The 20,001-nt window shown below is 54.9% G+C and carries 18 protein-coding genes and 2 pseudogenes; 7 read left to right on the top strand and 13 right to left on the bottom strand.

Annotated features, from left to right (window positions below):
• The first annotated feature begins 25 nt into the window (after positions 1-25).
• The gene (locus tag G9Q73_RS08460; RefSeq protein ID WP_177419392.1) at positions 26-1,282 is read left to right on the top strand and encodes a 6-phosphofructokinase; all 1,257 of its coding nucleotides are present in this window, start codon (positions 26-28) and stop codon (positions 1,280-1,282) included.
• Between the two features lie 193 nt (positions 1,283-1,475).
• A pseudogene (locus tag G9Q73_RS08455) lies at positions 1,476-2,561 on the top strand (sodium/proton-translocating pyrophosphatase); the annotation flags it as partial.
• 9 nt (positions 2,562-2,570) lie between these two features.
• On the opposite strand, the gene G9Q73_RS19560 reads toward G9Q73_RS08455, so the two are convergent.
• Entirely contained in the window at positions 2,571-2,783 is a 213-nt protein-coding gene (locus G9Q73_RS19560) for an MMPL family transporter (RefSeq protein ID WP_246345140.1), read from the bottom strand.
• A 25-nt stretch (positions 2,784-2,808) separates the two neighbouring features.
• Here G9Q73_RS19560 and G9Q73_RS19555 point away from each other — a divergent pair, with 25 nt between their 5' ends.
• Positions 2,809-3,060 carry a hypothetical protein gene (locus G9Q73_RS19555; protein WP_246345138.1) on the top strand — a complete coding sequence of 84 codons (252 nt, stop codon included), beginning with the start codon at positions 2,809-2,811 and terminating at the stop codon, positions 3,058-3,060.
• A gap of 146 nt (positions 3,061-3,206) precedes the next feature.
• On the opposite strand, the gene G9Q73_RS08450 is transcribed toward G9Q73_RS19555, so the two are convergent.
• The 8 genes from G9Q73_RS08450 to G9Q73_RS08415 form a co-directional block, all read right to left on the bottom strand.
• Entirely contained in the window at positions 3,207-5,258 is a 2,052-nt protein-coding gene (locus G9Q73_RS08450; protein ID WP_246345136.1) for an MMPL family transporter, read from the bottom strand.
• A 101-nt stretch (positions 5,259-5,359) separates the two neighbouring features.
• Complete coding sequence (locus tag G9Q73_RS08445) at positions 5,360-7,387, bottom strand: DUF1302 domain-containing protein (RefSeq protein ID WP_177419391.1); 2,028 nt, start codon at positions 7,385-7,387, stop codon at positions 5,360-5,362.
• A gap of 143 nt (positions 7,388-7,530) precedes the next feature.
• Entirely contained in the window at positions 7,531-8,469 is a 939-nt protein-coding gene (locus G9Q73_RS08440) for an outer membrane lipoprotein-sorting protein (RefSeq protein WP_177419390.1), read from the bottom strand.
• Positions 8,470-8,762: 293 nt separating this feature from the next.
• A complete protein-coding gene (locus tag G9Q73_RS08435) occupies positions 8,763-9,644 on the bottom strand; it encodes a fructosamine kinase family protein (RefSeq protein ID WP_177419389.1) in 882 nt (293 codons plus the stop codon).
• Entirely contained in the window at positions 9,644-10,108 is a 465-nt protein-coding gene (locus G9Q73_RS08430) for a DUF3106 domain-containing protein (protein WP_177419388.1), read from the bottom strand. Before G9Q73_RS08430 ends, G9Q73_RS08435 begins: the two co-directional genes overlap by 1 nt.
• Positions 10,105-10,335: a hypothetical protein gene (locus tag G9Q73_RS08425; RefSeq protein WP_177419387.1), complete on the bottom strand. Its 231-nt coding sequence runs from the start codon at positions 10,333-10,335 to the stop codon at positions 10,105-10,107. The genes G9Q73_RS08430 and G9Q73_RS08425 overlap by 4 nt, the downstream gene beginning before the upstream one ends.
• Entirely contained in the window at positions 10,332-10,736 is a 405-nt protein-coding gene (locus G9Q73_RS08420) for a DUF3619 family protein (protein ID WP_177419386.1), read from the bottom strand. Before G9Q73_RS08420 ends, G9Q73_RS08425 begins: the two co-directional genes overlap by 4 nt.
• The gene (locus G9Q73_RS08415; protein WP_177419385.1) at positions 10,733-11,293 is read right to left on the bottom strand and encodes an RNA polymerase sigma factor; all 561 of its coding nucleotides are present in this window, start codon (positions 11,291-11,293) and stop codon (positions 10,733-10,735) included. The genes G9Q73_RS08420 and G9Q73_RS08415 overlap by 4 nt, the downstream gene beginning before the upstream one ends.
• Before the next feature lie 515 nt (positions 11,294-11,808).
• Between G9Q73_RS08415 and G9Q73_RS08410 the strand changes: the two genes are divergently transcribed.
• Positions 11,809-14,022, top strand: a complete 2,214-nt coding sequence (locus G9Q73_RS08410; protein WP_177419384.1) for a primosomal protein N' — start codon at positions 11,809-11,811, stop codon at positions 14,020-14,022.
• A gap of 196 nt (positions 14,023-14,218) precedes the next feature.
• On the opposite strand, the pseudogene phoB reads toward G9Q73_RS08410, so the two are convergent.
• From phoB to G9Q73_RS08390, 4 genes and pseudogenes are all read right to left on the bottom strand, one after another.
• Positions 14,219-14,819: pseudogene (gene phoB / locus G9Q73_RS08405) on the bottom strand (phosphate regulon transcriptional regulator PhoB); the annotation flags it as partial.
• On the bottom strand, positions 14,819-15,046 hold the full coding sequence (locus tag G9Q73_RS08400) for a hypothetical protein (protein ID WP_177419383.1): 228 nt from the start codon (positions 15,044-15,046) through the stop codon (positions 14,819-14,821). The pseudogene phoB and the gene G9Q73_RS08400, both read right to left, overlap by 1 nt.
• Positions 15,047-15,354: 308 nt before the next feature.
• Positions 15,355-15,984: a response regulator gene (locus tag G9Q73_RS08395; RefSeq protein ID WP_177419382.1), complete on the bottom strand. Its 630-nt coding sequence runs from the start codon at positions 15,982-15,984 to the stop codon at positions 15,355-15,357.
• Between the two features lie 320 nt (positions 15,985-16,304).
• Complete coding sequence (locus G9Q73_RS08390) at positions 16,305-18,236, bottom strand: alpha-amylase family glycosyl hydrolase (RefSeq protein ID WP_177419381.1); 1,932 nt, start codon at positions 18,234-18,236, stop codon at positions 16,305-16,307.
• Positions 18,237-18,742: 506 nt separating this feature from the next.
• Here G9Q73_RS08390 and G9Q73_RS08385 point away from each other — a divergent pair.
• The 3 genes from G9Q73_RS08385 (at position 18,743) to G9Q73_RS08375 (ending at position 19,955) form a co-directional block, all read left to right on the top strand.
• Positions 18,743-18,949 carry a cold-shock protein gene (locus tag G9Q73_RS08385; protein WP_177419380.1) on the top strand — a complete coding sequence of 69 codons (207 nt, stop codon included), beginning with the start codon at positions 18,743-18,745 and terminating at the stop codon, positions 18,947-18,949.
• A gap of 254 nt (positions 18,950-19,203) precedes the next feature.
• On the top strand, positions 19,204-19,491 hold the full coding sequence (locus G9Q73_RS08380) for a phospholipase D-like domain-containing protein (protein ID WP_177419379.1): 288 nt from the start codon (positions 19,204-19,206) through the stop codon (positions 19,489-19,491).
• Positions 19,485-19,955, top strand: a complete 471-nt coding sequence (locus G9Q73_RS08375; protein ID WP_177419378.1) for a phospholipase D-like domain-containing protein — start codon at positions 19,485-19,487, stop codon at positions 19,953-19,955. The genes G9Q73_RS08380 and G9Q73_RS08375 overlap by 7 nt, the downstream gene beginning before the upstream one ends.
• Positions 19,956-20,001 lie beyond the last annotated feature (46 nt).

The following is a 20,001-nucleotide window of genomic DNA, read 5'->3' as shown; positions in this document are numbered from 1 at the left end:
TATTAAATTAGGGAGTTAGCCAGATATGACAGCAAAGAATGCCTTCTACGCCCAGTCCGGCGGCGTGACCGCAGTCATCAACTCGTCCGCCTGTGGCGTCATCGAGACCTGCCGCAAGCACAGCGACAAGATTGCCAACGTCTACGCCGGCCGCAACGGCATCATCGGTGCATTGACCGAAGATCTGATCGACACCTCCCAGGAGTCCGCAGAGGATATCGCCGCACTGAAGACCACCCCTTCCGGCGGTTTCGGTTCCTGCCGCTTCAAACTGAAAGGGCTGGAGGAGAGCAAGCGTGAATATGAGCGTTTGATCGAGATCTTCAAGGCCCACAACATCGGCTACTTTTTCTATAATGGCGGCGGCGACTCTGCCGACACCTGCTACAAGGTCTCCCAGCTCTCCGAAAAAATGGGCTACCCGGTTCAGGCAATCCATGTGCCGAAGACCGTGGACAACGACCTGCCGATCACCGACAACTGCCCAGGCTTCGGTTCCGTAGCCAAGTATATTGCCGTTTCCACCCTGGAGGCCTCCTACGACGTGCGCTCGATGGCTGCCACCTCCACCAAGATCTTCGTAATCGAAGTAATGGGTCGTCACGCCGGCTGGATCGCCGCCGCTGGCGCGCTGGTCGAGGACTACGGCATCCCGGTTGTCACCCTGTTCCCTGAGATCGAGTTCAACAAGGAGAAATTCATCGCTGCAGTCGATGCCAAGGTGAAAGAGCACGGCTACTGCACTATCTGCGTCTCCGAAGGCGCCCACTACCCTGATGGTACTTTCCTGGCCGAACAGGGCACCCGCGACTCCTTCGGTCACGCCCAGCTGGGCGGCGCAGCTCCGATCGTCGCCAACATGGTCAAAGATGCCCTGGACCTCAAGTTCCACTGGGCAGTGGCCGACTATCTGCAGCGCGCGGCTCGTCACCTGGCCTCTGAGTCTGACGTCGAGCAGGCCTATGCCCTGGGCCAGGCCGCTGTGGAAAAGGCGCTGGAAGGCAAGAATTCCATCATGCCGACCGTGGTTCGCGAATCTTCCAATCCCTACAAGTGGAGCATCGGTGAAGCCCCGCTGAGCGAGGTCGCCAATGTCGAGAAGATGATGCCGATGGATTTCATCACCGAAGACGGCTTCGGTATCACCGACAAATGCAAGGAGTACCTCTACCCGCTGATCAAGGGCGAGTCCTACCCCGAGTATGACGACAATGGAATGCCCAAGTACGTCACCATGAAAGGCGCGGCAGTGCCGCAGAAGCTGGAAAAATTCGAAATCTAAGGCCAAAGATCGTGGGGGGCTGTTTCAGCGCCCCTCTATATTTTTTGCCTGATTTGATTCGAGTCAAAGATTTGGCATTTAGGAATATTAGAAAGTAGTAAGTCTGCGCGTGGGGAAGCGCGGCTAGCGACCGAAGAAATATCGACCAAAAAACCGTTATCCAATCTATTAATACGTTGAGGAGGGTTCCTACGTGAGTAACGAACTAATTTTTAGTCTGGTCTGTGCCGTTGCTGCACTGGCTTATGGAGTTGTATCCATCAAATGGATACTGGCACAGCCGGAAGGCAACGATCGAATGAAAGAGATCGCCGCTGCCATACAGGAGGGCGCCACCGCCTACCTTAACCGCCAGTACACTGCCATCGGCATCGTCGGCGCGATCATGTTCGTCGTACTGTGGGCGGCCCTCGGCACCGCCACCGCCATCGGCTTCGCCATTGGCGCCATCCTCTCCGGCGCTACCGGCTACATCGGCATGAACATCTCGGTTCGCGCCAACCTGCGTACCGCAGAAGCCGCCAACAACGGCATCAACGCCGCACTGCAGATCGCCTTTCGCGGCGGCGCCATCACCGGCATGCTGGTGGTTGGCCTGGGTCTGCTGGGTGTCGCCGGCTACTACGCCGTCCTCCACAGCATGGGCGTCTCCGACGGTGATGCACTGCACGCGCTGGTCGGCCTCGCCTTCGGTGGCTCGCTGATCTCCATCTTTGCCCGACTCGGCGGCGGCATCTTCACCAAGGGTGCGGATGTGGGCGCTGACATCGTCGGTAAGGTAGAGGCGGGCATCCCTGAGGATGACCCACGCAACCCTGCCGTTATCGCCGATAACGTGGGCGACAACGTGGGCGACTGCGCTGGCATGGCCGCCGACCTGTTCGAGACCTACGCGGTCACCGTGGTCGCCACCATGCTGCTTGGTAGCCTGCTGGTCACCGGTGGCTCTGCGATCACCTACCCACTGGTGCTCGGCGGCGTCTCCATCATCGCTTCCATAATCGGCACCTATTTCGTGCAGACGAAAGAGGGTGATGCCAGGATCATGATCGCCCTCTACAAGGGTCTGGCCGTTGCCGGTATCATCGCCGCAGTGGCCTTCTACTTTGTCACTGACCACATGATGGCTGACGTGGTAATCGAAGGCGTCACCAACCCGGTCATAGCGCTGTTTGGCTCCTCCCTGATCGGTCTGGCGCTGACTGCTGTGATGGTTGTGATCACCGAGTACTACACCGCGACTGAGTATTCCCCAGTAAGGCACATCACAGCGCCGTCACCACATCGATCAGAAGCGCTCAACGATACCCAATCCCCGTGCTTCCGCTGGATCAACACCAGCAGCGGATGAACAGCCCAGCAACACCAGTACGGAGACAATGACCGCAGATCCGGTAGTGTTCAGGGTGTTCTCCAGCGACTTTGTCCAACCGGCGGTGGCCTGCATCTCCTCTCGAAGCCGCGAGATCATATAGATGCCGTAGTCGACACCCAGTCCCATTGGCGATACTCAATGCAACTTGCAGATGGAAGGCGAGATTGCCGGACCAGTTCTTCACGCTGGTGAAGTAGCCGCCAAGACCGTACTGGGCATAGAGAGCGACAAACGTACAAACAACCAGATCGTCGAAACCGTCACCGAGCGGAATATCAGTGCCGCAAATTTAGACGAAGATCATCGCTACCAGCATGTGGACCGAGAGCCAGCTAAGCAACCGTTGACTTCCCGGGTCGCCTCTGTCGCCCCAAGGAAACCGCCAACCGCAGGCCTGACATAGCCGGGTCCCTCCACGGATAACCCCACAGGTCACCCCGACAGGTCTTCCACCGGACCCGCGCGCAGACCGAACAACCTTCGACCTGCTAAAACCGGACCATTCTTGTGATCCCCGATATTACCGTTGCTGACCACCACGGGTGACCTTCATGGGTTCCCCTTCGGACCCATGGTGCTGGATAAAGCTTCCATTATCACGCCATCACCCAATCCTGCAACGAAGGAGTCCATGTCACCATCATCGGTCATGGTCTCCAGCAGACCATTGTAGAGCTGCACAATATCGTCACCACTGCGATCGTCTTCCGGATCGATGCTGCGCAGCTTGGCAGAGGTCGGGATGTAGAGATCCTTGATGTCCGGCATGGTGCCCGGCTCAGCAGTCAACAGCATGTTGAGGAGACGGATGTACTGCGCATAGGAGCCGGTGAAGCCGATAAACTTATGGGCGCGCATCCACTCCTCCATCGCCTCGATATCCGCCAACACATCTGCCTGATTGAAGATTCCCTGAGCCCCGCAGGGATCGGGATCCCAACATCCAAGTTTTGTCTTGTACTTCTCGCACTGTACCAGGCGCTCGCCCATATCCTCGATATCGAAGAGTTCTTCAGGAAAGGGTTCGTCGACACAGGTTTCCACCACCGGCTCCTTGCCTCGAATCGGCACGGTCACGGAGATAACCCCGGGCATGATCTCATTCAGACGTTCGATCTGCTGAATGGTGATTGACTGCTCCTTGAATGCGGCACGGGAGTAGTTGATCCCCTTCTCCACGCCAGGCATCAGATCGTCGGAAGTCCCGTTGAGGATATCGGTATAGTAGGTCGACACACCGAAGATCAACGCGACAAAAGCAATCGGCAGCCATTTGCCCGGTCCTGCCAGCAGACCGGAGATGAAGCCCCCCACCTTGGTCTCCCACCCCCGTTCGAGTTCGGCCTCTTCCTGATTCGCCTCCACTTTATTGCAGGGAAAGCTGAGCATCAGCAATGGAATCAATGTCGTGGTTGAGAACAGCAGGGTCAGCATGCCGAACATACCGAAGTAGGCGTATGCCTTGTAGAAGGAGATATCCACCGTCGCCAGGGTGGCAAAACCCACCATGTCGGTCACGATTGAGAGCGTGGCCGGCACGATAGTATGGGAGATCGAAATCTTGGCGGCGGTCTCGCACTCAACCCCCTTCGCCTGCTCCTGCATAAATCGGCGGGTCACCTGTACCGAGTGCCCAATACCGATCGCCAACAGCAACATCGGAGTCAGCACCATCATGGTAGTCAACTTGAATGCAGTAAAACCCATCAGACCGAGGGTCAAAATGATGGTCGCGCCGACGCCAATCATCGGGAACAGCGCCCCGCGCCAGTTGCGAAACTCAAACCAGAGCGCCGCAACCACGATCACCAATGAGATGACAAAGAGCCACCATTTGTTGACCAGGTCCGCCAGCATCCAGGCAAGAAAGTAGGGCTCACCCGCCACCAAAAGCTCATAGCGGTCATCCGCACCATGCTCATCCATCATGGCACGTACTTCACGTACCCAGGGCAGGTAGATCTCTTTTACCTCGTCGGTATAGTCACCAATGATAAAGAGCGATTTGGCGATACAGTTTTTTGCGATGCGCTCAGAAAATTCGCATTTATTGCCATCCGTGTCTTCAAACCCCACCAACATCGGCCCCATTACAGGGTTTGCTTCGATACCCTCTTTTAGAAAGGCGAGCTGCTCTTTGGCCGTTGCAGGGTCACTGCTGATGCCTTCGGTGGGAATCAGCCGTTTGAAAACGAGTCCATTTTCATCCGCCCCCATATATTTGATCTTCTTCGCCGCGATGTCGATGAAGTTGGAAGGCCGGGAGGTATCCAGAGAGACCAATATTTCATGGATCTCCTGTACCTTGTTGATAAACCAATCCTGGTAGACATCACCCTCTTTGATCCGCAGCGTGGCAACCATCAGATTGCCCATGCCGTAGTTATGCTCGGCATAGAGATTGGTAGCGACATAGCGGTTACTGGGCGGCAACAGGGTATCAGGATCGTTGCGCATATCCAGATTCTTGACCTGCAGCGCAGTGATGACCGTCATGATCAACAACAGAAACATCAGCGGTTTGCGGTGACGGACTACAAAGGCCGCATAACGTTCGGCCAATGAGTTATTTGATTTGTTATTGGTTGCAGCATCGCTCATAGCGAAGACCTCTACCGGAAGGGTAAAAAAGAAAAGGCAGACAGCGGTAATATGCCGCTGTCTGCCTAAGTTTAGATCAAAATACAGATATCATAGAAAACTTATTCGAAGATCCACTTGAGTCCCAGCTGTACATTTGATGAGTCAGCGAACTGGCCAAAAGTCGTATTCTCTTCACCCCAATAGTTGTTCCACTCGAAGGCGCCGATGATCTCGTCGGTGAAGCTGTACTCCACGTCGAAACGGTTCCACCAGCCGCCATTCTCTTCGTACATGACGATGTTGTTCCAGCGATGCTCCTGGGAACCACCGAAAGGCTTGGAGAAGAAGAGTGAGTAGAACTCCTTGAACTCCTCCGCCTTGTACATGCCGTTGCTCATGTTCATGGTGGGCATGTCGCCGGTGTATCTGGAGCAGTCGAACTCTCCACCCACCTGCGTTTTACAGGTTCGATCCACATCAATAAAGTCCATATTCCAGAACTGGATGAACTGGGCACTTACCAGCATGTTGGTCATGACGGTGACATCCGCGCCCAGCACATACTTGAGCATGTCTGCCTCTTCCATAACCAGCGCATTGGTAAGGTCGCCAACAGCCAGCAGCCGTTTGTCAACCACGGGCTGCATCTCATCCTTGTTGTAGAGAACCTCGCCTCTAAGCACAATCGATCCCATGGAACCTGTATCCCACGCATAATCGAGGGCGCCGCCGAGACTGTGGATGCGATTCAGTTTTTCCGTAAAACGCAGTTCAGGCGCTGTGGTGTTAGCGTTCGGTGCACCCGTGACTGGATCAAAGTCTCCGTAATACGCACCTGCCGCGTTCTTGACCAGGATCGTTGTGGTCGAATCAACCGTCAAATCACTACCGACTTGAGCAGCGGTAAGATTGGTCGTCGTATCCGGCATGCCGCCGGCACCCGGCGTTACCCGCTGAACTTGCAGCTTTTCGTTGGTGTTGGGGTCGTACCAGTCCATTTCAATGAATGGATTCGCATCGTAATGGTAGAAATAGTTCACCGAGAAGTTCAGTCCACTATCCATACTGTGCCTATAACGAGTACCAAAGTTGGCGTCCATATCATCCGGATAGTCGGTCACATAGCGACTCGTCGCACTGGCAAAGGTATTGAAGGTGGAGAATGTCGCATTCCCCATGTACTCAAAGGCCGAGGTGGGATTCAATGGATTCCAGCCCGTATCTGTCGGCAACAGCCCGGTGATTGGCATCAGATTGGTCACACCGTAGTTACCGTTCGGGTCACCGGCAAAAAGACCATACTGTGCGATACCGTTCAATGCGGACGGATCACCGTCGTTGCCTCCCATAGCCGCCGGACCGTTCACGAAAAAGTCGACCGTAAAGGTAGTAAAGGGAACCAGACCGATGGGTGAACCAAAGAAAGGAAGCGCCGCATCGGAAAAACTCTGCGCCACCTTCGACAGTGCAGGCGCTACGTTAAGAAAACCATTGACGCCACCGGTGATGGAGTCGACACCCTTCATCAGAAAGGGCTGCTCTGGATCACCAGAGGCATTCAGGCCTGGGATCTTGTTCTGTTCCACCTGTGAAACAATGAACTGGATATTTCCACTCTCACCAATATTCTTTTCCGCGTTGAGCATCCAGATCGGTATACGCGCATCTTCCATAGCGTTCTGGTTGAGCTCGCGGTAGTCGGTAGGGTTGATGATATCAAGCAGTTTGATACCATCTGCTGTTCCCCAGACCACCTGTTGCTTACCAAGACGGAAGTCCCAGCCAAAAGCGACGGTATCGAGGTAGAGTTCCCTGAACCAGTCGTTCTGCGTATCGCTCTCGTGGCCTTTGTAATCATCGACACCTTCGGTATCGTAGATCAGGTTCAACTCACCGTGCCATGAACTCTCTTCACCAATATCGCCATTGAAGAAGATACGCGCGGAGTTCTCGAACTTCATCAGGTCGCCGGCATTGTGTTCGGCGGTGTCCAGCATGGTCTTGGCCTGACCGGTCCGCTGACCCGACTTGGTAAAGACTGCAGTTTCATTTTTCAGATAACCACTGACTTCGATATCAGCCAGTGCGGCACCAGGCAGCAGCATTGCCGCCAGCATGGACCGATAGAGCACGGAGCGCTTATACATAAATCCTCCCAAAACCTCGCAGGTAGCCAGCAGCAGAATCCCCAGGGTGTGCCGACTAATTTTTTAGTGCGGACCGCCTCTATTGGGCGGTCCGTCTGTTGTTATGGCAGCAATGCCTTCTCCGGCACCTCTGCCCTTAAACGTTAACGCTTGATCTTACGCAGCGTCTTCTCCGACCATTTACTTTGCTTCCAATCCTGGTTGAATTTCACAACCGCATCAGGAATCACCGCCCAGGTCTCATGGCCGGAAGCGAAGGTCTTGCCATACCAGTAGGCCCAGGATTGAGCACGTGGATCATCCTGATCGAGACTGACCCAGTTGCGATCGATCACCTTGATCTTGTCGCCACCCTTGAAGAATTCGGTGCGGTAATCGGCAAAGGTCTTGGTATTGACGTAACTGACTCGATGGTCATACCACCAGTTCTGTTTCTTGGTGGTGCTCTTCAGCTTGTAGACCTCTTTGCCCTTGTGTTGGCAAGCGGCATCCGGCGGATTTTTCAGATTCTTGACCTTCACGCCAGGAATGGACCCCAGGCAGTCGTTAAAGGTTTCTGTCCCCAGCAGTTCGTGGGTCTCATGCTTCGGCTTGCGCAGGGTGACATCACCAAAGGTGAAGTCGGTGCCGCCCCAGGCATCATCGTGGGCCGGCTCTGCAAAACGGCGGATCTTACGCAGCGCAGGCAGCCAGATGGCGTAGGCCTGGCTCTTGTTTTCATCGGCGTAGTCGGTGATCAACATACCGGTGCCCCTAAGCTTACCGGAGCGGAAGATCGCCAGATCCATTGCGTTGATCGCCCCACCGCTGTAATCGTTGTTCAGATACCGTTCCAGCGCAATAGTGGTCGGCTTCTTGCCTTGCGACTTGTTGATCAGCACGGTTAAAGTTCTGCCTTTCTTGGTGATGCCGTAGTTCTTCAGCGAATAGAAGTGGTTGACGAAGTAGACCTGATCAGCGATGGCGTTGGCATCCGGCGTGCCTGAAGGCATGGGGAGATCCTTGGAAACGCCGGCAAAAGCCTCGGCGGACAAAAGTACCGGAACGACCGCGATTGCGGCGACAAGCTTGCGCAGTTGCATTAATGCTTCCTCCTGTTGGACGGCATTCAAATTAAAAACCGCCTGAGTATTATTGAGTTAGCCACTTCTTATCGAGGGCTATTTGTACTCGTTACGCCGCATTAAACATGAATGAATACGCTCTATGCAATAAGGGATTACCTTAACCCCCTTGGAATTCGACGCCACACCGTCGCGTAAATACGACAGCGCGCTGTTTTTGATGGCTAAGAATTGGAGTCAAACCGGACAGAGCGGTGGGCAATGACTATAGCGTCCAGCGGTTTGATTTCAACCCCTACCGGACGGCAACCTCAACCCAACTCGGCAAGCAGCCGCTCCATCATTCCGCTTGCCTGCCCCAGGTACCCGCCACCAAAAAGATTCAGGTGGTTGAGGATATGATAGAGATTGTAGAGCGTCTTGCGGGTTGAGTAACCTGGATCCAACGGCCAGGCCTCATGGTAGGCTGCATAGAAGTCGCCACCGAATCCACCGAACAGCTCCGTCATCGCCAGATCTGCCTCACGGTCTCCAAAGTAGACGGCTGGATCGAAGATAACCGGATTCCCCTGTAGATCGTAGGCTAAATTCCCCCCCCAGAGGTCTCCATGCAGCAGAGATGCCTTGGGACTATGGTCGAGCAGCGCAGGAGACGCCGACAGAAGCCGTTCCCCCATGCGCTGTAGCGCCCCGCCGTATCCATTGCGGCCGGCAAGTTCCAGCTGGAAACCGAGGCGCCGGCGCTGCCAGAAGAGCGGCCAGCTTTCGTCTGGCGTGTTCGACTGAAATGTTGAGCCGATAGTGTTGTCCCGCCACCAGCCAAACGCTGACTGCACAGTCCGGTGCATCTCCGCCAACTGTCTCCCGGCCAATGCAGCGCCCTCGGAACCACTGCGCCCCAACTCCAGATACTCCATGGCAAGATAGGCCTGACCATCGACCACACCGGTACAATAGGGTTGCGGAATGCGAATGGCGCCAGTAGCCGCCATCTCATCCAGCCCTGCCGACTCGGCCTCGAACATATCGATTAGCGACCCACGGTTGAACTTCACGAAAACCGTACGTTCGCCATCCTGGAGTTTGACTGCGGAGTTGATACATCCTCCGCCAACGGAACGTGGTGTAGCCGGACTGAAAGGCTCGCCGATGGCCTCACCGATATGATCGACGATGGACTGCCAGTTGGGCATCAGGGCTGCCGATCCAGCCAGCGTTTGATCTTCTGTTCTGCTTGCGGGTCATGCTTCAACTTTTGCCATCGCTGCCGCAACTTACGCTTCTTTTCCGGCGACAGGTTTTTGAACCACTCCCGGCGTTTGCGCAGCTTTTTTTTCTGTTCCGGACTCAGTTTTTGGAACAACTCATACTTGCTGGTCAGCTGCTGCTTCTCTCCTTCGGACAACAATTTCCAGCGCGCCAGGTTTTTCCTGGCCTTCGCCTTCTGTTCAGGCGTCATCTTGTGCCAGCGGTTAGCGCCTTTGCGCAACAGCTTCTGTTTCTCTTCCGGCAGTGCATCCCAATTCGGCTCCACCGATTTCAACAGCCTCTGCTCTTTAGGCGGCAGATCTTCCCAGGCTACAACTTCAGCCAACAGCGGCCCAGTCAGCAGAGAGAGGCAGCAAAACAACACCACGAGACCAAAATGTCTCTTCATCTTTGTTCCCCCTCCACCGGCCGCGCGTCCTCCGGCATTGACATCTCCAACTGCGGCGATGATTCCAGCAGCTCCACCGGATCCACCAATTCGCCGTCTTCCAGCTCCCCCCATGCCGCCAGGTACTCCAACATCTCCATCGACAACGCCTCTTCCGCCACAGCACTCTGGGTCAGGATTCCACAACAGATGAGAGCCATCGGCATGCGCCTTTTCGACGAATTCATGCAGAACCATCCGTTGCACCCGCCTCCAGCCAACGATAGAAATCCAGGTTCTCGTAGAGCTCGATCTCATCCTCCGCAGCAATGATCTCCATCACGGGCAGAAAATCCGCAGAGAGACCATCAACCGACCGCTGCATGAACAACACAGAAACGACCAAAAACATCGCCACCATCGCTAAGCCACCAGCAGGCACCCAAGACATGCCATTGCCCCCGCCATCCACACCGGCAAAGGCCAAACCCCGGCTCCAGAGTGTGCGTCTCTGCAACTTGGCCTCCTGCACCGCATTGGCACGTATCTGCCGCAGACGGGAGAGCGTCTCTCCATCGAGCGTCTCCATCTGCTCATCGAGCCTGGCTTTCGCCCAGTCTGAAAATGCCTTGTCCTGCTCTCTGTTCATGGCCAATGATCTTTCAGTTTTTTTCGCAACGCCAGCATGGCGCGCGAAAGATGGGTCTTGACACTGCCTGCGGAACAACCCATCGCTGCTGCAGTCTGCGCCACATCAAGACCCTCAAGGGTGCGCAGAATGAATGCCTGCTGCTGCCGTAGCGGCAGGGCTTCAACCGCCTCCACCAAGGCATCCCCCACATCGCTGCGCGCCAGTGCACGGGCAGGATCCGGCATCGCCGGATCCGGTGCAGTCTGGATCGGATCTTCCCGCCGATCATCCGCAGTTTCGCCACCGAACCAGACCCGCCAGCGGCTGCGGACTTTATGACGGCGATACCAGTCGCGAATACGATTCTGCATCACTCGGTGAAACAGCGCCCCCCACTCATCTTCTGGCCGCTTTCCATAACCACGGACAAAGGCAAACATGGCATCCTGCACCAGGTCCAACGCCTCCTCAGGCTGCCCGGTTGCGCTCCGCGCCATGAGAAAAGCCCGTCGCTCGACCCCGGCAAGAAATGCGTCCAACGCCTGCTGATTCTGTTCCGTTCGGTCCTGCCTCAAAGCAGAGTCCCCACTCCGGCCTCCCCACGCCCACTTCACCCTGTGATTATGCACGGACGTGGAAACCGCCACCAGAAGCCGCAGATGCCCTATCCCTATATTCTCTAACGTTTCAGCCAGAAAAGGGTTGACAACCCACCCAAACAACCATCCCGCGCCGTCAAATAGACTTGCTTATTCACAACTGACTGTTTCTCTACAGGAATTTCCTCCCACTCGACACACTTTGCAAATAAGTAACAGATGATATTATGTAACTCATTGTTTTACCTGTAATTTACAAAACAGTGCAAATATTGCGCAGATTAACAGATCTCCACTATTTTCAAGGCCTGGAGGCAAACACCTGAAATTTCCCCACAGAGTTATCCACAGATTCTGTGGAAAAACCCCGCAACCCCAAACTTCACCGCTAAGTCAGTGATTTTTCTGGCAGGGACACCATTTTTCGCCTCGTTCGAAAAACTGATTTGTTTCGCCTCGTGAAACATCATGTCTAGTGATAGAGTCCCGGCATGACGAGTCACCGCTTTCTCCGCGTCGCCCTGCCGGGGCCACTGCGCACCTTGTTCGATTACCTTCCAACAGTGGAGACGGGGACAGATCTCACTCCCGGCATACGCCTCAAGGTGCCCTTTGGCCGAGGCAGCCGTTGCGGCATACTCTGGGATACCCCCTCCCACAGTGAAATTGCCAGCGACCGGCTGAAAGAGATTGAGGCGGTCATCGACCAGGAAGCCCTGCTCCGCGCAGAGGACATCGCCCTGCTGCACTGGAGCGCAGACTATTATCAGCACCCCCTTGGTGATGTACTTTTCCACGCCCTGCCGGTGAAACTGCGCAAATGCGCGCTATCCACCGGCAACGGCCGCAAGGGGTGGCGGCAGACTCAGGCGGGACGGGCCATCGAATCCGCCAGCCTGAAGCGCGCCCCGAGACAGCGGAGCCTCATGCAGGCCCTGTCGACCACAAGAGAAGGACTCACCACAAACCACCTGGCACAACAGTGCGGTGACTGCAGCGCCATACTGCGAACCTTGCGGCAAAAAGGCTGGATCGAACCCGTTTTGCTTGAGACACGACCTGCTGATCAACCGCACACAGTCACACCCACCAGCCTCACCCTGACAGAAACACAGAAAGCGGTGACCGGAGAGGTCGCATCCCACTTCGGCAATTTTGCCCCCTTTCTGCTGGAAGGCGTTACCGGTAGCGGCAAAACCGAAGTCTATCTCTCGCTCATCGAGCTGGCCCTGCAGCGGGGCGGGCAGGCGCTCGTGCTGGTGCCGGAGATCGGCCTCACCCCACAGCTGATCCGTCGCTTCGAACGGCGACTCGGCGGCAGCGTTTCACTACTCCATTCGGGCCTCGCAGATGGAGAACGCGAACGCAACTGGCTCTCAGTTCGCGATGGGACGGCCAGAGTGTTGGTGGGCACCCGCTCCGCCGTATTTACCCCCATGCCGGAATTGGGACTGATTATCGTCGACGAAGAGCACGATATCTCCTTCAAGCAGCAGGAGGGGTTTCGTTACTCCGCCCGGGATCTCGCGGTGGTGCGCGCCAGTCGCGCAGGGTGTCCAGTGCTGCTTGGCTCTGCGACACCTTCCCTTGAAAGTCTGCGCAATGTGGAACTGCAGCGTTACCGGCACATCGCACTGCCGGAGCGGGTGGGTGGCGCCAGCCTGCCGAAGATGGACCTGCTGGATATCCGCAATGCCAGACTCGATGGCGGCCTCTCCCCTGCGCTGTTGAAAAACATCGGCAAAACCCTGCAACGCGGAGAGCAGGCAATGCTCTTTCTCAACCGACGTGGGTTTGCCCCGGTCATCACCTGCCACGCCTGCGGCTGGCTCTCCGACTGCCCCCGCTGCGATGCACGCATGACGCTGCACCTCAACAGTAAACTGCTCTGGTGCCACCACTGTGGCTTTCAACGACGCCAGCCAACCCACTGCCCGGAGTGCGGCAGCCCTGAACTGCGCCCACTGGGACAAGGCACCGAGCGACTCGAAACCGCGCTACAGCAGCACTTTCCCGATACGCCCATCGCCCGCATCGACCGGGACTCCACCCGGCGAAAGGGCAGCCTGGAACAACTGCTGAAAGGGATTCGTGCCGGGCATTTCCCACTGCTCATCGGCACCCAGATGCTGGCCAAGGGTCACCACTTCCCTGATGTCACTTTAGTGGGCATTATCGATATCGATCAGGGACTCTTCGGCACCGACTACCGCGCCTCGGAACGCATGGCGCAACTGCTCATGCAGGTGGCGGGCCGCGCCGGCCGGGCCAACAAACCAGGACGGGTGCTGATCCAGACCCGCCATCCGGACCATCCGCTCCTGCACACCCTGATCAATCGGGGCTACTGCGCCTTTGCGCAAGAAGCGCTGGCGGAACGGCGCCTGGCGGAACTGCCTCCCTTCAGCCACCAGGTGCTGCTACGTGCGGAAGCAACTGGAAAGACCGATCCGAACGATTTTCTGGAAGTGGCGGCAACTGCCGGGCAACAGATTCCGGGGGCTGACAAGCTGAGTTTCTGGGGACCCGTTCCTGCACCCATGGAACGACGGGCGGGCAAAGTACGCGCTCATCTGCTGATCCAGGCCAACGACCGCGGCAATCTGCAGCAGTGGCTCAGGCAGTGGATCGCCCAACTGGAGAGACTGCCCAACGCGCGCAAGGTACGCTGGTCGGTGGATGTCGACCCGCAGGAGATGTTTTAGTCTGAAGTAACAAATAACATGCACATTTCAGACGTAGGCCCGATCAAGCGTCGCGGATCGGGCATTGCGTGATTAAGGTACCGCATGGAGTTGCCGGTGCCAGGTTCTTCCAGACGATCTTTCACCTCATTCCACAATCCCACCCGCTCCAATATGGCAAAACCGTTACAGTTCGATTGAATGGAACAGCGTTAGGTCAGGGTTGTGAAGAGAAACGGTAACCCGCACCTCGCACCGTCTGCACCATCGTTTCAAGTGTATAGGGTTCCAGCGCCTTGCGCAGACGACGGATATGCACATCGACCGTACGCTCTTCGATATAGATATTGATGCCCCAGACCCGGTCGAGTAGTTGTGAGCGGGAGTAGACCCGCTCGCGGTGCGTCATGAAAAAATGCAGCAGGCGAAACTCAGTGGGGCCCAGTTCAACGGCTTTGTCCTGTACCATCACGCGATGGCTTGCCGGGTCGAGACAGAGTCCGCTGCACTCTATCCTGCTTTCGTCAAATAGCGGGGATACACGCCGCAATACGGACTTGGATGCGTGCCAGTAGTTCACGGGCGGAGAACGGCTTGGTGACATAATCTTCGGCACCGGTCTCATGCCCCCTGACCTTGTCATCCTCCTCGCCTTTGGCAGTAATCATAATGATCGGAATCGATTCAGTCACCTGATCAGACTTCAAGCGGGAGGCCAGCTCAATGCCGCTCATGCCCGGCAACATCCAGTCCAGCAGGATCAGATCCGGTGGGAATTGCTGCATCCGCTTGATCGCGACCGCTGCGTCCTCCGCAACTACCACATCTGTGACGTAGCACTTTGCCTGGCAGTCAACTGCTCAAGCATGTTCATCTGATCGGCAAGTCTCCCTCGGTCCTGTTCAAGCGCAGCCAGTTGGCGGGCATATTTTTTCTGCTCCAGATCCCTCTCTTTGCCGATGGTCCAATAGAGCAGCGCAGCGAAAAACAGCAGCAGTACCAACAAGCCTCCATTCGAAAGTCGGCCAGCTTTTTTATCCAGCATGAGTCTAGCTTCCGATAATTTCCCCTCGACATCATCAAAACGCTGTAACAGATTTTGCTGGGTCTCTTGCGAAGTGACCTGGAATTCCTGATTGATCAACCGATGCTGATGTGCAAGTATCCGCGCTCGCTGCCAGCCATGGAGAGCGAAGCGAAGGCTGGTATTCCCCGGTAGCCGTGAGGCCGCACTGCTTACTCCGTCGTGCGCGTAGCGCGCCAGAGGAAGCAAAGTAGTAATTCGAACACGGCGTCAAGTCATCTCGGAGCGACTACGGAGCGGCAACGAGCTTGCGAGGTTGTCGCGTAGTGTCAGTGACCGGGACGACTGGGGCACACCAATAGGTTGTTTGAAGGAGTCGATTTTGGGGACTGGGATGTCCCAAAATCTTTCACGAGGTCGAAGACTCGCTTCATTCGCTTCCTTGTCTGATCATGGTTTCGGGCTGACTCAACACTTTTGATCGACTCATCCATCTTTGTGCCACCCTCTGAGACCTTATGCGTGGCGCTACTCTCTACATCGAAGTCTTCCACTCGGTCCAGGACTACCTCTGTGGACTCGTGCGCCGTGAGCAAATTGAGTTGCTCCATTGCGCTTTGCACCTCTTCTTTCCCCATCAGTTTCGGCAATACACCAACCGCGCCAAGGGCGCGTGCCTGGCTGACTGTCAGCCCCTCCTCTCGGGAGGTGTACATCATTACAGGGATTTTTGCTGTTCGGGCATTCGACTTGAGCACTCTCAAGGTCTGGTAGCCATCCATCCCCGGCATTTCGAAATCCATGAAAATGGCATCGGGAAGTTTTTTCACCAAATAATCAACGGCGGTTCCGGCAGATTCAACGCTATCGATATCAATATCGTAAGTGATCAGCTTTTTTTTCAGAACTTCCCTGGCAGTGCGGGAATCGTCCACAATGAGAACGCATTTTCGGGTCATGGTCAGTCCGTGTAAAAAAGACTATTTCCACGCAGATATTATTATGGCGTGGGCTATCGAATAGCGCTCATTTTTGCACTGCAAACCTACAACTTATATGGGGAGTAATACCCAATGATCCACTGGATTGAAGTTAGATATGGGGTTCAGTCAGGTGGCTGAGTGTGGAAAAAGGAAATATTTAAAAGGTGTCTTAGTTAGGCTATGAAACAATGCAAGAAGCGCTGGATTCACCGGCGCTGGAACGTGAATAAATGAGGATGAGTCTGGTCATGATGGTCTGCGCAGTCCTATTAATCCTCAATTTAATGTTTCATCTTTCACCCATAGACAATAAAACCAAAAGCCGGTACGCGAATATGAATGGCTGATCCATTGCGCGCCTGTACCGGAACCCTCTGTCCCTGCTGCCCGGAATCGGTGGAGATCAGACAGCTGAGTTCTCCGGCTGCTCGATGGGTGGGGTGGTCGAGGGTAACCCAAACTTCCAAATCCTTGTCCGCGGTGTTTATGGCGCAGAGGCATTCGCTGCTTGCGAACATGCGTGACCAGGCCACGACCCATTTCAGTTGTTCACCCACAAGTTCAGGGTAATAGAAGTGCTCTCCATCCTGCGAAACCTGCCGCAGGTATTGACGGCCACGGCGTAGAGCGATGTGTTTTCTCCGGGCTTCACTCAACCGTTGGATGAACTGATAGGTTTCATGGTTTTCTTTGAAGAAGTGCTTGCCGGTGCTCTGAAATGATCCGAAGGGACCACCAAACATGCACTCCCTCAGAAAGGCATCACTGTAGTCGTCCCGGTCCTTGCGCGGATCGGAGCCATTGAAGTTTTGCTCGGTGCCGTAGTAGATACAGGGGATCCCCGCCGTGGTGAGATTTAAACCCAGCGCCAGGGGCAGGTAACGGTAACTCTCGGGGTGGTCACCACAGAAGCGATACTTATGCTTGGTGCCCACCTGATCGTGGTCATCGAACATGGTGACGATGTGTTTTGCGTACCATTGGTGGGTGTGCTTGTCGTCCAGAAGGCTGTTGCGGAACAGGTCGAAGTAGCCTTCGTGTTCATCGGTATCAGGGTTGCCCGGGCTGCGGTAGCCTTTGGCCAGGTATTCCAGTTTGTCCGGGATGTCGTTTATGCCCAGGGCGGCATCAATGCCGGTGGTGTTGACCAGATTCACTGCGTGGCCACGCCCGCCGGTGATCTCTCCGATGATATAGAAGTTCTCCTTGCCGAGGGACTGGGCGAACTCGTGGATAACATTGGCGAAGTAACGCACAGCGCCAGGCTCCATATGTTTCACGGTATCCAGCCGGAAGCCGTCGATATCGGCATAAGCAATCCAGAACTGGTAGACCTTGCAGAGTTGTTCCAGGGTTGGAGAGTGGTGAAATTCCCGGATGCGACACTGAACGTCCCAGGCGATTCCCGGGTCTTTGTTGGCCCGGCCATGATACAGCTCCTTCAGGCTGAAGAAGTCGCCGTCCAGGTACTCAGGATAAGCATCCCAATTGCGGATTTGTCCCTGCGCAGCCCAGCTTTCAGGGGAGTGGAATTCGCTGGGCCAGACGGCACTGTCCGGCCAGGCGTCGGGATGGGTTTCCAGATGCCCGAATGGGACATTGCCGGGATCGCCTTGTCTCTTCCGGTAACCCTGAACCGGCCAGCGTCTCCCCTGGTGATAGAAATAGGTATGGTTATTCTTGTAGGTAAAGACATCCCCGGCATGATTGAGGATGATGTCGAGAATCACCCGGATACCGGTCTCATGGGCTGCCGCCACGAACGTTTTTAGTTGCTCGCGGGTTCCATAGTGGGGATCCACGTCGAGAAAGTTTTGAATGCCGTAGCCGTGGTAGTCGTCACTGCCCGTTACCTGCTTGAAAATCGGACTCAACCAGACTGCGCTGACGCCGAGGCGCTTGAGATATCCCAGTTTGTCTTGCAGGCCGGAGATGGAACCACCGCACCAGCCGCGACCATCCTGAAACCATTGATCCCAATCGGCCCTGAAAGCATCATGTTGGAGATTGAAAAGCGGTGTGGAGCGATTGTCGTCCGGGCTTACCGGATCTCCCTCGATATCGGAGAAGTTCCCGAACTCCTTTCCGTCGGAGAAGCGGTCAATAAAGAGAAAATAGAGTAGCTCATCCTCCCAGGCGGCGGGAGAGGGGTAGTAATTGCGTTTGTTGGTAAGGCCGGCAAAATCGATCTCCGCCAGACTCTGCTCCACCTGGGACTGAATAGGCATAGTCGGATACCTCCATGTTGACAGGATAGACTATCCCTATGCTGGCTGGAGTGCCATCACATCAGAAGAGAGCTTGTGCCTCCCAGGCAATTGGTTATGAAATTCCCTGCCTGGACACTGGCACTGGCAAGTTCCTGGGGTTCCAGATGACAGGTGGGCCTCCGATGCTAAGGTAACTGTTAGAAAAATAAGGGTATTTTGTTTTCTTCTCCGACTCATAAATCCAATGGTCGGAAGTTCAAATTCTTCATTTCAACTAATGAAATCAAAGGCTTACGGTGAGCAATCGCTGTAAGTTTCTTTTTCATGGGAATACTCGTTGACTATGGGTAAAAGCTATATATAATCGGTGGAACCTGAAAGTACGTCTTATATTTATGTTTATGCACACTTTTTCGATGACAGTCTTTAATGCCTCGTCCTGTTTTTCATAAGTAATAGCAAAGCTTCCAGTTAAACGGCCTGTCAAAAGGCTTCAGTTACTCTTGATTTAATAGGATATGATTATGTCTACTACCACCGGTACCGTTAAATGGTTCAACGAATCTAAAGGTTTTGGTTTTATCGAGCAGGAATCCGGCCCCGATGTGTTCGCACACTTCAGCGCCATCACCGGCTCGGGTTTCAAAACCCTGGTTGAAGGCCAGAAGGTCGAGTTCACTGTTACCCAGGGTCAGAAAGGTCCCCAGGCAGAGAACATCGTACCGCTCTAAGTTATTGAGCTGCGATTTGGCATTGCATTGAACGCAATGCAGGCCTCATTCCCTTTTGGGGGTTGAGGACTTGAAAAGGCAGGACCTGAGGGTTCTGCCTTTTTTATTGCCTGAAGATGTGGATCGCTTTGAGCCTGTCGATATCTCTTTGAATGCGTGCTGGCAGGCTATAGGATTAAGTGCTAAAACTAGAATAGTTCCTTATTCCGGCATCCTGGATGCTTGGTTCACGATTACTGAAAGGAGTCAGGCAAATGCCACTTGAGTGGGGTGATCTCCGCCTCTATATGGGGCCGCAAGAACTGGGCGGCCCGGATGATCTCGAATCTCCCATAGTGGAGTTTATCGGGCAGGTACAAAAAAAGCTCGATGTGGCCATTCAGGAACTTGAGTCTGAACCGATAGCCCGGGCTTTGGTTAACGCAGCGCATAATGGGGTTAGCGTCAGGCTTGTGCTCGAGGGGACTATCTCATCGAGCGCGAAGATCTTGATGACGTGTTTGTCCAGTGTGGTAAAAAAGAGCAGAACCGTTCGATGTTAAACGCCCTGCATCGTGCAGGCATCAATGCAAAACTCGACTATAACCCCAGAATATTCCATCAGAAGTTCATGGTTCGGGATCGCAGTGCGGTACTCACAGGCTCCACCAACTTCACCCCTACCGGTACCCAGAAAAACCTGAATCATCTTGTCATTCTCCAGGATGAGAAAGTCGCCAGGGAGTATGCCGTCGAATTCCGTGAGATCTGGAGTGGTGCCTTTGGGAAACGCCACTTCAAAAGCCGTAAAGCGCCGAAGGAGGTCGATGTGTCGGGTGTCAGGGTCAAGGTCCGTTCGCGCCCGGGACCACTCCCCCGGAGATGGATCATGAAGATGCTCAAGGCGCGAGATGGACGATTTTGCAATTTTTACCTTCCAAGTCCTCGCGTATCGATGATGCAAGGATTGCACGCCGGTTGGGGGATTCCGATCAGAGGCGGCCTGATGCAGGCAGGCAATCAGTAATAAATGCGAGCAAGGAGCAATACGTAACCAACGGGAAGTATACCAA

Source organism: endosymbiont of Lamellibrachia barhami (assembly GCF_011947365.2).
Classification (GTDB): domain Bacteria; phylum Pseudomonadota; class Gammaproteobacteria; order Chromatiales; family Chromatiaceae; genus QGON01.
Note: the sequence above shows the minus strand (reverse complement) of the source record. Positions and strands in the feature narration are given on the sequence as shown.